This window comes from Xenorhabdus littoralis, assembly GCF_033949345.1.
Classification (GTDB): Bacteria; Pseudomonadota; Gammaproteobacteria; order Enterobacterales; family Enterobacteriaceae; genus Xenorhabdus; species Xenorhabdus littoralis.
On record NZ_VCDP01000015.1, the window covers coordinates 24,046 to 36,261 of the forward strand.

11 protein-coding genes are annotated in these 12,216 nt (G+C 39.1%); 3 read left to right on the plus strand and 8 right to left on the minus strand.

The genetic code is table 11. From position 1 onward, the window contains the following. The first annotated feature begins 58 nt into the window (after positions 1 to 58). On the plus strand, positions 59 to 1,249 hold the full coding sequence (ydeE, locus tag FE394_RS04480; RefSeq protein WP_319925204.1) for an efflux MFS transporter YdeE: 1,191 nt from the start codon (positions 59 to 61) through the stop codon (positions 1,247 to 1,249). A gap of 130 nt (positions 1,250 to 1,379) precedes the next feature. On the opposite strand, the gene FE394_RS04485 is transcribed toward ydeE, so the two are convergent. From FE394_RS04485 to FE394_RS04500, 4 genes are all read right to left on the minus strand, one after another. Then, entirely contained in the window at positions 1,380 to 1,889 is a 510-nt protein-coding gene (locus FE394_RS04485) for a nitrilase-related carbon-nitrogen hydrolase (protein ID WP_319925205.1), read from the minus strand. A gap of 664 nt (positions 1,890 to 2,553) precedes the next feature. Then, complete coding sequence (locus tag FE394_RS04490) at positions 2,554 to 3,576, minus strand: serine hydrolase domain-containing protein (protein WP_319925206.1); 1,023 nt, start codon at positions 3,574 to 3,576, stop codon at positions 2,554 to 2,556. Between the two features lie 108 nt (positions 3,577 to 3,684). Then, positions 3,685 to 4,869: a DmpA family aminopeptidase gene (locus tag FE394_RS04495; protein WP_319925207.1), complete on the minus strand. Its 1,185-nt coding sequence runs from the start codon at positions 4,867 to 4,869 to the stop codon at positions 3,685 to 3,687. 57 nt (positions 4,870 to 4,926) lie between these two features. Beyond that, positions 4,927 to 6,033, minus strand: coding sequence for an alkene reductase (locus FE394_RS04500; protein ID WP_319925208.1), 1,107 nt, complete (start codon positions 6,031 to 6,033; stop codon positions 4,927 to 4,929). A gap of 389 nt (positions 6,034 to 6,422) precedes the next feature. Between FE394_RS04500 and FE394_RS04505 the strand changes: the two genes are divergently transcribed. Beyond that, positions 6,423 to 7,556, plus strand: a complete 1,134-nt coding sequence (locus tag FE394_RS04505; protein WP_319925209.1) for an alpha/beta fold hydrolase — start codon at positions 6,423 to 6,425, stop codon at positions 7,554 to 7,556. A gap of 145 nt (positions 7,557 to 7,701) precedes the next feature. Beyond that, on the plus strand, positions 7,702 to 8,334 hold the full coding sequence (locus FE394_RS04510) for a GrpB family protein (RefSeq protein WP_319925210.1): 633 nt from the start codon (positions 7,702 to 7,704) through the stop codon (positions 8,332 to 8,334). On the opposite strand, the gene FE394_RS04515 is transcribed toward FE394_RS04510, so the two are convergent. The 4 genes from FE394_RS04515 to FE394_RS04530 all read right to left on the minus strand — a co-directional run bounded on the left by FE394_RS04515 (position 8,317) and on the right by FE394_RS04530 (position 12,212). Beyond that, on the minus strand, positions 8,317 to 9,171 hold the full coding sequence (locus tag FE394_RS04515) for an SMP-30/gluconolactonase/LRE family protein (protein WP_319925211.1): 855 nt from the start codon (positions 9,169 to 9,171) through the stop codon (positions 8,317 to 8,319). The two genes, FE394_RS04510 and FE394_RS04515, sit on opposite strands and share 18 nt — an antisense overlap. A gap of 11 nt (positions 9,172 to 9,182) precedes the next feature. Further along, positions 9,183 to 10,583 (minus strand): MFS transporter, encoded by a 1,401-nt coding sequence (locus FE394_RS04520; protein WP_319925212.1) that lies wholly within the window; start codon positions 10,581 to 10,583, stop codon positions 9,183 to 9,185. Positions 10,584 to 10,659: 76 nt separating this feature from the next. Then, positions 10,660 to 11,358 (minus strand): L-ribulose-5-phosphate 4-epimerase, encoded by a 699-nt coding sequence (gene araD / locus FE394_RS04525; protein WP_319925213.1) that lies wholly within the window; start codon positions 11,356 to 11,358, stop codon positions 10,660 to 10,662. Then, positions 11,352 to 12,212: an L-ribulose-5-phosphate 3-epimerase gene (locus tag FE394_RS04530; RefSeq protein ID WP_319925214.1), complete on the minus strand. Its 861-nt coding sequence runs from the start codon at positions 12,210 to 12,212 to the stop codon at positions 11,352 to 11,354. The genes araD and FE394_RS04530 overlap by 7 nt, the downstream gene beginning before the upstream one ends. Positions 12,213 to 12,216: the final 4 nt, after the last annotated feature.

The following is a 12,216-nucleotide window of genomic DNA, read 5'->3' on the forward strand; positions in this document are numbered from 1 at the left end:
GTAACTTAGTCATTAATTAACAATCGTGTAACAAGAACTATTTTCAGGTAGTGAGTAAATGTTTTCTAAATCAAATATCTCAACCAGCGCATTACTGATTTCTTCTCTGCTCTTGACCATAGGGCGTGGAGCTACTCTTCCCTTTATGGCTATCTACCTGACACGTCAGTATCAGATGTCGATTGATATGGTCGGGCTTGCTATTTCTGCTGCTTTAACTATTGGCATACTCTTCAGTATGTGGTTCGGAATTCTGGCAGATAAATTTGATAAAAAACGTTACATGTTGTCAGCTGTTATTGCGTTTATTTGTGGATTTGTTGCGATCCCTTTGGTCAATTACGTAATCTTGGTGGTTGTATTTATCTCATTGATAAATTGTTCCTATTCTGTATTTTCGACGGTACTGAAAGGTTACTTTGCTGATACATTGCCAACATCAACGAAAGCGAAAGTTTTTTCGCTGAACTATACATTTGCTAATATAGGTTGGACTATTGGCCCACCAATAGGTACATGGCTTTTGATGTACAACATCAATCTTCCGTTTTGGTTGGCAGCAGTTTCCGCTTCTGTTCCTATTGTTTTTATTCATCGCTATGTTCAAAAGGTCAACGTTTCCGAAGACAATAATAAATCCACCACGGTGTGGAATCCGGCAGCAATGTTGCGTGATCGTGCGTTGGCTTGGTTTGTTTTATCAACTTTTCTTGGCTCATTGGTGTTTGGCTCTTTTAGCATCTGGATTTCGCAATATGTCCTGACAATAGCTAATAGTGACTTGGCTCAGGCGGTGATCAGTGTTGTATTACCCGTGAATGCGGCTGTAGTTGTTACCTTGCAATATGCGGTAGGTAGACGTATCCGTCCGGAAAATCTGAAGAGACTCATGACATTAGGCAGTTTCTTTTTCTTGATGGGGCTGACCGTCTTTATGATAGCAGGTACGAACCTTTACATTTGGGGACTTGCCGCCGTTATTTTCACCCTTGGTGAATTAATTTATGCTCCGGGTGAATATATGCTCATTGACAATATCGCACCGGAAGGAATGAAATCCAGTTATTTTTCGGCTCAGGCATTGGGCTTTCTGGGCGCTGCTTTTAATCCGATATTAAGTGGCATTGTACTCACTGAGCTACCGCCTCAATCGTTATTTATCATCCTGATGGGGATCACGTTCCTCGCATGGCTTAGTATGCTTAAAGGGATGAGTATCGAGCCACTGACCACTGTTCAGTCCCGTTAATAGCAAAGTCCGGTAAATTTTTAGGGAAGATTACGATTTATCGGACAGCACCCTAATCCCACCGTATAAATAACGATAAATAAATTTGGTGAATACATGTTTATTATGTGACTACTCCCAGCTCCCCGCCCTATCGGGCGAGGATTCCAAAGTGTTTGTAAGACGATACGTATAATAGAGACGTTTCTATAACATTTAAACTGCTACCATCACCTTCGCCAAAAATCATTCTTTCTGCATGTGTGGGTTTTAATTTTCTTCGTGTTAATAAGGTCTTGCCTGTTGGATCAATAATCGATTGGGAAATATAAAGACTACCGTTATCTTTTTCACTGAAACCAAGTACGACCACAATATTATTGTCAGCGGCAGCCTGCTCAATTCTTTGATATTGCTGACTATCGATCACTAGTGAATTGCTGTGATATTGCTTGAGGAATTGCATTCCCCACAGAGGAGAATCCAGAAATATAAACCATGGATAGCCCGGTATCCAAGTTTCAGGGAATGCAATCAATTTAGCACCATGATTGGCTGCTGATTCTATGAGTGAAATGGTTTTTTCAATGGTCGCTTCTAGATTGAGAAAAACAGGTGCTGCCTGAACAGCGGCTATCCGATATGTGGTCGTTATTGACATAATGGACTGTCTCCTTGGTTCTTAGTTGCATTTTAGCGTTGTACCAATCTTCTTCTGATGTTTCAGATTTTAGAGGATTTATAGTGCTTTGAAATGACTAAAAATATTTATGATGAACAATCCACGGATGCTTAACCGACAAAGTAGTGATGTACTTTTATATCAAATCATTTTTATTGATATTCTTCACCATTCCAATCTTCAGTTCAGGGAAATCAATTCATATCGGCAAAAAAAAATCTCTCTTTATCAACGAGATTTTTTATACAGCTCTAAAAATCAGTTACCGCAATGCCCTTCCTTTGCAAGACGAACATCTGCCTTAGAAATCACTTGTTTACCTTCTTTCTCGGTTGACACACTCAGATTGGCACCGCCAACAAAAACACCCATTTTTATGTATTGTTTTATAAAGTAATTTTTCCCTGATTCGGTAAAAATAGAGATTTCATTATGCCTGTTCGGACTTTTAAGTTATGACATTCTTCATCTGTAATATTATCGGGCGGTACGCGATTTGTTTAAAAAACACACCATCATGATAAAGATGTATTGCACCAGAAGAAATTAATATTTCCTCTTTCAAACACACAACATATATTTTTACCAGCCATAAGGTCACTGTTTCCCTTATGGCTGTGAATTATAATAAATTGATTAATAACTAATTTATCAAGATATCAGCAATCCTATGGCTTAGTGTTTCTGTATCAATATTTTCCTGATTACTCAGAACTGCAATCGTTAAGCGTGATTTTGGCAAGCGGATAAAATAAGCGCGGTAACCTGCCCATTCGCCTGCATGTTCTAAACTCGGCTCAGCTAAATGGGAGTGATGCTCTAAACCGAATGCATAAGATTCGTGATTTTTAACTGTCTCTCCGGTAGATGTTTTTTCTGGTAATGCTTGAGTCATACGCTGGACTAATGCTTTCCCACCTACTCTGCCATGAGTTAAATTCTCGCCCCATAACATGAGGTCGACTACTGTTGAGTGTACGGCTCCATCACCTGTATGTGTCCACAAGGATTCAAAAAGCTGACCTTTCTGGCAATATGCATGTGCAAATTCAACAGCTATTGGATACTCATCAACAATGAATGTACTCCTCATTCCGAGCGGTTTAAAAATATGCTCTTGGCTGAACTGACTCAGTTTCATACCGCTGACTTCTTCAACCACCTGTGACAGTAAAAAATAGCCGGTATTGCTATATTCGAAAGCTGTTCCCGGTAAAAATATGGATTGAGACTGAGCGTACAAGTGATGTAATGACTGTTCAGTTGTCAACGGATCGAGTTCACTAATGCCGGCTGATTCAGCCAACTCCATGTAATCAACGAGTCCGCCAGTATGATAAATTAAGTGGCGCAAGGTGACGGTGACGGGTTCAGCATAGTTACCTAAATCAGGCAGGTATTTTATGATTGAATCATCTAACGATAAATTCCCGTCACTTTCTAATAATAGAATCGCAAAAGCTGTGAATTGTTTTGAGACTGAAGCGATATTAAACACACTGTCTATTGAAAGTGATTTATGTGATTCTAAACATGCCAGACCTACAGAGCCTTGGTAGGTCAATCCATTGTCATATTTAGCCATGTACACAAAACCGGGAGAATTTTTATCAAACGGGGCTAAAAGTTCATTTAATGCTCTGATAATTTTGATGTTTTTTTGCATAAGAAATCAATTTATAAAATTATTTTTACAGAGGTATGAGAGTTACCGACTTTGATTGGGTATATAAATCAAAGTCGGTTATTTCAAATAAAAAAGCGTCGATTTTATCTAACTGTCAAGAAGTATATTATGTTTTTTTAATATGTTCATCACCCTCTCTTTAGGAAGAGAAAATGAAGTATTTCCATTTCTCCCAACCATTTTTTTAGCTGCTATCATGGCATTAATGATTGCCTCTTCTGTTGCATTTATAGTGGCTTCATACAAAGGATCGAGTTTGTCATTTGGCAGTATTTTTATTGTTCTTATTTCTTCTCTGGAAAATGCATCGTTATTCGCAGTTGAAAATGCAATGAATATCTCACCGCTGGTATTTCTGGCAACGCCACCTACCTTGGCAAGTCCGAGAGATACTCTTTTAGCTATTTTGTTTAACTGATGCGGAGCCAATGGAGCATCAGTTGCAACGACAGCGATGATAGAACCGGCATCCTTTATTTGTTTCTTGTTTCCATGATATATCGGATTGATATCTTTTATTTCTTTACCAACAGGAATTCCTGCAATAATCAAGTCATTCCTATCACCAAAGTTGCCTTGAACAAGAACGCCAACAGTATATCCTCCATCTTTTTTATCTAAAATCCGGGATGAAGTACCTGTTCCTCCTTTAAATTTAAAAAGGTTCATCCCCGTACCACCGCCAACATTCCCTTCTTTTATTTCACCTGATTTAGCACTATTCAACGCGTTATATACATGTTCTTTTTTTACATGCATACCATTTATATCATTTAATATCCCATCCCACGTTTCTGTAACTACAGGCAATAACCAAAACAAATCATCTTTCAGTGGTGAAGTCAGGTTATTATCAATCATCCAACTAATTGTTGAATCCCTAACAACACCAACACTATGAGTATTGGTGATTAATATTGGCGTTTCCAAAAAACCACTTTCTTCCACCCATTGACTTCCCGTCATATCCCCATTGCCATTTAAAGAAAAAATACTGGAAAACACCGGACTAAATTTCTTTCCCTTTGGCAATATCGCTGTCACACCTGTCCTTATTGGGCCTTTCCCAGCTTCTAGTGTTCCATCACCTTCTATTATGGTCGAATAGCCAACTTTTACACCACTAACATCTGTGATCGCATTATATTTGCCCGTTACTCCAGAGAACGGGATGCCTAACTCTCTTGCTCTGATTTCATTAGCTAAAGAATTAGACGTTATAATTACCGATATAGATAATATAAGAATATTTAATATCTTTATATTTTCCATGTAATACCTTTTTTGCTTTTAACTCACTTTAAGATCCAGGATTTAGTAAATGAAGATTCAAAAATCATTCGCTTTAGGCCAATCGGTATATCCTTTCTCACCATTGCCGTAATAGGCATCATTATTCACATCTGCTAATTCGATACCGTAGCGTAGACGCTCCACTAAATCGGGGTTAGAAATAAACGGACGCCCGAATGCTACTGCATCAATTTTACCTTCTGCATGGCGGGAAATGGCCATTTCAAGATCATAATTGTTATTGCCGATATAAGCTCCGTCAAATAGCAATCTCAATGCGTCCAGATCAACATTTTCAGGAACGGTACGATTTTTTCCTGTCATTCCTTCAACAAAGTGGAGATATGCCAGTTTGAACTTATTTAACTGCTGAATAAGGTAGCTATAAGTTGCCATGACATTGCTATCAAGAGGCGTGTTTCCAACTTCTGTTGTAATTGGAGAAAGTCTAATTCCAACTCGGTTACTGTCCCAAACATGGGTTACCGCTTCAACAACTTCGAGAATCAGTCTGGCTCGATTTTCAATGGAACCACCATATTGATCGGTGCGGTGGTTAGTTGAATCACGCAGGAACTGTTCCAACAAGTAATTATTAGCCGAATGGATTTCTACACCATCAAACCCTGCTCTTTTAGCGTATTCAGCCGCATGTCTATACTGCTCGATAATATCCGGGATCTCGTCAGTTTTCAGGGCGCGTGGCATGGACGCTTCTTGAGGGCCATTGTAGGTATAAACATTACAGTCTGCTTTTATTACTGATGGTGCTACCGGCAATTCTCCATCAGGTTGAATATCAATGTGTGAGCATCGGCCGACATGCCACAATTGAACGACAATCTTACTACCAGCAGCATGAACAGCATCTGTGACTTTTTTCCATCCATTTACCTGCTGTTCTGTCCAGATGCCGGGGGTCATAACATAGCCACGTCCTTGGGCTGAAATATTGGTAGCTTCTGAGATGATTAAACCTGCACTCGCGCGCTGGACATAATATGTCACATTAAGATCACTCGGAACGCCTTCTTCATTCACGCGACTGCGTGTCAAAGGTGCCATAACAATACGGTTAGCGAGTGCTATTTCTCCTAATTTGGTAGGAGAGAAAAGATCAGTGTGAATACTATTATCGGTCATAATGTTTCCTTTTAATAAAAAACAGGGTTTCAGCAATACTTATCTGGGTTCTTCTTTTTAATTTGAAGTAGTCATAAAAACTTAATGAGCTTGTCATCTATGACAATAATTTTTAGCAGTCTTATTGCAACATAACTTTACCGATCGTGAGTAATTTAGCAACATTCAGAATATTCCTCCTTAACATTTATACTTATTTTTATAGACAATTACTCATCAATTAAAACTTATTGTGCTAGCTTTTAAATTGTTCGAGTAAGTATTACGATTTACTACATTAATATCATGACGAAATGATTTCTTTCAGTTATCGTATTTAACTGAAGTGATTCTTTATTGTACATTTTTTGCCCCCACAATAAAAAATCAAATAATGATAGGAGAATAATATGACAACGTCATCATCACAAAATTACCCATCAAATGACACCGAAAATGAAGTGCTGAAAATATGTCAAGAAGTACTGCTTGTAGAATCAATGAGCACTAAAAATGACTTTTTTAGCCTTGGTGCTGACTCTATTTCCTTAGTTGAAATACAAATTTTTATTGAGCAAAATTTAGGTAAAAAAATAGATTGGAGTGATGTACTCAGATTCAGAACGGTTGAATCACTTGCTGCTTTTATTGATTCAACTCATCGTATTCCACCGGAAGATAAAAGAGATATTGAATGGAATGGCGTTAAATATGCTTTTCGGGTCATTGGTGATATCAGCACTACAACTGTCGTCCCAAAACTCATTATAGCGGGCGGTTTTCAGGATATGTATTCTTTGCCACATCTTGAATATCTTCTTAAAGATGATGGGCCTCTGATCATGGTTGACCTCCCGGGAATTGGGTCTGCTGACGACATTCCAGACAATAAAGGTTTTGATTTTCTTGCTGAGTGTACCCGACATATCTTAGATGTTCTTTCTTTGCCTAAAATAAATCTCATTGGTATTTCTTACGGTGGATTCACTGCCGTTGAATTTACTTATCGATGGCCTGAAAGAATTAATAAGTCCGTATTGATTGGGACTGCACTTATTCAACCTCCTCATATTCAAGACAGATTAAATAAAGCATTGCGATTACTCAGTGAAGGAAGTTACGAAGAATCTATAGAGAATATAATTTCAAGTATTCTCTGCCTTGAACCGGGTGTTGATATATTAGGAAAAGATACAACATATAGATTGTTAAAAACAACGCTACAGGAATCAACGCGACATCAAGGGGAACGATATGAACATCTTCAATTACGTCTTCTGAATAAAAAGGAATACAAAAGGGCTGACAACTTCAATAAACCCATTTTGTTTACAACCGGTGAGTATGACATCATTACACCACCTGAAAATATGAGACTTTGTGCGTCTATTTTTCCTGGTGCAATATTTACTACAATCAAAAAATCGGATCATCTCGTTATGGTAGAGCGTCCAGATGTATTAGCTGATCTCCTGATTAGATTTTTCAATGAACAAGATTTTACAGATACTGACTATCTGAACGAGATAGAATATATTAATTAATATTCTTCCTCACTCATCTTTCCACTAACAAGAGGTTTAAAAAAGGGTTTATATCTAATGAGTTTCAAGTTGCAGCTTTGTCATGCTGCATCTTGAAAGACGACAGTCATATAACACGCTGAACTTCTAATCGGAGCAAAAACGTATGTCAGACCAATTAATTCATCTCAAGCCACTGATTATGTCTTTTTGTGCAGGTGATCCCAATGAAAACCCTTGGGTTAGTGGTACTAAACCGACACCTGAAACCATTGCTGTTGTTCCCTACTCTATTCAATGGAAGAGTATTTACAATGGAGAAAAAAACAGAATCCAGCAACAGTTGAAAGATAAAGTACTCCATATTGCACATATTGGCTCTACAGCAGTACTTGATTTGCCAGCAAAACCCATTATTGATATTGACTTAATCGTTACAGATCCGACACAAGAAGAAGATTATATTCCTGCACTTGAACAATTAGGCTATGTGTTAACAATAAGAGAACCCTCTTGGTATCAGCACCGAATGTTTAGGCTGGGTTCGCCCCGTATAAATTTACATATATTCGGTGAAAATTGCCCGGAACATATCCGTCATCTACTTTTTCGAAATTGGCTGCGAACTCATAAGGATGACAAGAACCAATATGCAGAAGCCAAACGGGTGGCTATTGAAGGCGCTGGAGATGTCATGGACTACAACAATAATAAAAATGCGGTAATCAAAGATATCTATAAGAAAATTTTTAATAATATAGATACTTGTTTATCTGAAATTTTATCGGGTCGGCATTAACCCGGTGACAGATGCCCGATATAACGATGTTGTCGCTGTAATATACAATTGGTCACCATTGACCCCGCCCAGCGTACAATTGGATACTCGTTCAGGCACAGCAATTTTATGTATTTCTGTACCGGATTTATCAAAAATCAAAACACCATCTGAGCAACTACAATAAACCTGATTGGATTTATCAACACAAAAGCCGTCAGGGAATCCGGGAGATACTGTCACAAAATGCTTCCCGAGTCCTAAGGTTTTACCTTTCACCGGATACATGCGAAGTTCACGTCTTCCATGAGAAGGAAAATCGACAATAGACATATCTGCAACATAGAGCCATCTCTCATCTGGAGTAAATGCCAGTCCATTCGGGCGCTGGACATCCGTCGTGGCGATGGAGATAGAGTCATCATTCGGATCGTAGCAATAGACATAGCAACCAATAATCTGACTTTCTGATTTATATCCCTCTTCATCATTGATGATTCCATAAGGTGGGTCAGTAAACCAAATTGTTCCGTCAGAACGCACCACAACATCATTAGGAGAGTTGAATCTTTTACCGTCTATTTTATCAACCAGCATGGTGATGCTACCATCTTGTTCTGTCCGGGACACGCCTCGTCGACCATGTTCACAGCTAATCACCCTGCCTTCTTTGTCCAGGGCGTTTCCATTCGCATAATTAGAATATTCCCGCCATATACTGACACCATCCTGTTCTGACCAGCGAAACATTCTATTTCCTTTCACATCACTGAAAATAACTGCATTTTCATTTGAAAGCCAAACAGGTCCTTCTGCCCAAATAGCCGGAGAGCAAAGTTTTTCTAAACGTATTTTCATCGTTACACCTGTTATTTTCTGGGGATGATATTATTTTTCGGTTCTAAATAATTTTCCAGCTTTGTCGAGTTTATCCTTCTCTTTGTCAATCTATACGAAATTTCTTTCATCATATAGCGATCCACTTTCAGTAGTTTTACTGAAATAGCTGTTAATAAGTAACCTATTGCCGGAATAACAGTAAAGAGCATGACAATAGATAATTGAGTATAATTATTTTGTGATGATTGATTTGCATCATAACCAACAAGTGCCAATATCCCACTGACTAATGAACCAGAAAAAGCCAACCCTAATTTGAGGGAGAGGAAATTACAGGAAAAATTAATTCCGGTTAAACGCTTACCCAATTTATATTCACCATAATCATCAATATCAGCCATTATTGACCAATTAATTGGCTGGGCGATCTGGTGGACAACATTTAAAATAAAATATCCGAACAATATAACATAATGCATATCAACCGGAATGAAATAGATAATAACGGAAAGGAAAGTCATTAATAAACTGACCCAATAAAATATTTTAAGTTTACAAAAATAATCACTCAGTGGTTTGGCTAAGGCACTGCCCAACGTCATGCCAATAACGCCAACGCTTAAGAATACTGTGGTAAAGATCTCACTGGCGTGGATCACCCATGTCAGAAAATACATGACGGATGCCATTCTGATAAAGCCGGGTAATACATTGATAAATGTGACAAGCAATAAGCGAGGCCATTGATCATTTTTCATGATGTCACAGTAATCTTTTACTATTGAATCCTTTGTCGGGACAACCGGATGAACCCGCTCACGAACCAAAGAAAAACAGAGGACAAACATCACTAATCCAACAGAGGTCAGCAGAATAACGGCATCATGATAACCTTTAGCTTTATTGCCATGACCGAACAAGTTAACCAAAGGCAATAATGATAATGTCAGAATGAGTGTTGCAAGGCCGACGCCCATAAATCTGAAACTTTGGCAGGAGACACGTTCACGATTATCGCTGCTAATAACACTACCCAATGAACAATAGGGAATATTAATAAATGAATAAGTGACTGACATCATCAGATAAGTAAAGAATGCGTAAATGGCTTTACCGGTGTAATCCAAGTTTGGCACAGTAAACATCAATACTGAAAATAAAGCATAGGGAAATGCAAAAAAAAGAATATAAGGTCTGAATTTACCCCAACGTGTTTGTGTTCTGTCAGCAATATAACCAATTAAGGGGTCTGATATTGCTTCAATAATTCTGACACCCAGCCAAATGGCAGCAACTGTACCGGCATTAAGGCCGTAAATATCGGTATAATAAAAATTTGAAAACAGGAAAACAGCACCGCCGACAATATTACAGCCAGCATCGCCAAAACCATATCCGATCTTTTCCAGAGTGGAAATTTTTTCTTTCATGAGTTAATTCCCTATTTTTGAGTATAAGTCAGCAACAAAGCCGACTTATTTTAGGTCATTTTGTTTTTTGACTATTTCATGTCTGGCCATAGTAGGCATTGGCACCATGTTTGCGTAAATAGTGTTTATCCAATAATTCCTGTTGGATGAAGGTTAATTCAGAATTTAATTGTTGGGAGAACAAACTCATATAAGCGCATTCTTCAAGTACTACCGCATTGTGTACTGCATTAGCTGCATTTACCCCCCATGTGAAAGGTCCGTGGGAATGAACCAAAATGGCAGGGATCTTCATTGGATCGAGTTGTTGTTCAGCAAAGGTTTGAACGATGAGTTTCCCTGTTTGTAATTCGTAATCATCATTGATTTCTTGTTTAGTCATTAACCGGGTGCAAGGAACTGCACCGTAAAAATAGTCTGCATGTGTTGTGCCGTGAGGAGGCAAAAAACGCCCCGCCTGAGCCCAGATAGTGGCATGGCGGGAATGGGTATGAACAACTCCCCCGATGTCCCGGAAGTGACGATATAGCACGAGATGCGTTGGCGTGTCTGATGAAGGCTTTTTTCTCCCTTCCACGATGGCACCGCTCGCGATATCAATCACGACCATGTCATCAATCTGCATATCAGCATATTCCACACCCGAGGGCTTAATCACCATTAAACCGCTTGATTTATCAATCGCGCTGACATTTCCCCACGTAAATGTCACTAAGTGATATTTTGGCAGTGCCAGATTTGCTGCCAGAACTTCGGCTTTCAGTTGTTCTAACATGAAAAACCCCCTTCCTGCATACGATCTTCGATCCAGCGACGAGCCTGTATAATTTCAAATACAGGTTCTTCCGCTTTTTCTGTCCACATTTCTATTAAGAATGTCCCCCGATAGTTCAATGCATGAAGTGTTCTGAATATGCCGACAAAATCGACACATCCCTGACCGAATGGTACGTCACGGAATTGCCCTGAATGGGTTGGTGTCACGGGATAAGTATCTTTGAGATGAATTGCTGAAATGCGATTGATGCCAAGTTTGAGTTCTTCCGAAACATCATGTCCCCAAGCGCTTAAATTGCCAATATCGGGATAAACACTAAACCAGGGCGAGGCCAGCATTTCATCCCACACTTTCCATTTGGTGATCGAGTTTATGAAATCTGTATCCATAATTTCCATTGCCAACATGACATGCGCTCCAGCCGCTTGCTGAACTGCCCACGCCATGCCTTCGGCAAAGCGCTGTTCCGTTTCTTTATCATGTTTTTCGTAATAAACGTCGTAACCCGCCAGTTGGATAGTTCGGACCCCAAGATCCCGGGCTAAATGGATTGCCTTTGACATAATTTCATACGCTTTTCGCCGGACAGTTTCATCATGGCTGCCGAATGGATAACGGCGATGTGCGGATAAGCACATGGAGGGAATGTGAATGCCGGTTTCCAGCGTATTCTTGACCAGTTCAAGACGTGTTTTTACATTCCAGTCCAGTCGAGACAAACGTTCATCTGTTTCATCCACAGACATTTCAACAAAATCGAAACCACAGCTTTTTGCCAAACATAAACGTTCTGCCCATGTCAGATTTTTCGGCAATGCTTTTTCATAGATACCCATAGGATGGATGCGCATTATG

Excerpts from the sequence above, each read along its gene's own strand:
- ydeE (WP_319925204.1), top strand. The coding sequence starts at position 59 with ATGTTTTCTAAATCAAATATCTCAACCAGCGCATTACTGATTTCTTCT.
- FE394_RS04485 (WP_319925205.1), bottom strand. The coding sequence starts at position 1,889 with ATGTCAATAACGACCACATATCGGATAGCCGCTGTTCAGGCAGCACCT.
- FE394_RS04490 (WP_319925206.1), bottom strand. The coding sequence starts at position 3,576 with ATGCAAAAAAACATCAAAATTATCAGAGCATTAAATGAACTTTTAGCC.
- FE394_RS04495 (WP_319925207.1), bottom strand. The coding sequence starts at position 4,869 with ATGGAAAATATAAAGATATTAAATATTCTTATATTATCTATATCGGTA.
- FE394_RS04500 (WP_319925208.1), bottom strand. The coding sequence starts at position 6,033 with ATGACCGATAATAGTATTCACACTGATCTTTTCTCTCCTACCAAATTA.
- FE394_RS04505 (WP_319925209.1), top strand. The coding sequence starts at position 6,423 with ATGACAACGTCATCATCACAAAATTACCCATCAAATGACACCGAAAAT.
- FE394_RS04510 (WP_319925210.1), top strand. The coding sequence starts at position 7,702 with ATGTCAGACCAATTAATTCATCTCAAGCCACTGATTATGTCTTTTTGT.
- FE394_RS04515 (WP_319925211.1), bottom strand. The coding sequence starts at position 9,171 with ATGAAAATACGTTTAGAAAAACTTTGCTCTCCGGCTATTTGGGCAGAA.
- FE394_RS04520 (WP_319925212.1), bottom strand. The coding sequence starts at position 10,583 with ATGAAAGAAAAAATTTCCACTCTGGAAAAGATCGGATATGGTTTTGGC.
- araD (WP_319925213.1), bottom strand. The coding sequence starts at position 11,358 with ATGTTAGAACAACTGAAAGCCGAAGTTCTGGCAGCAAATCTGGCACTG.
- FE394_RS04530 (WP_319925214.1), bottom strand. The coding sequence starts at position 12,212 with ATGCGCATCCATCCTATGGGTATCTATGAAAAAGCATTGCCGAAAAAT.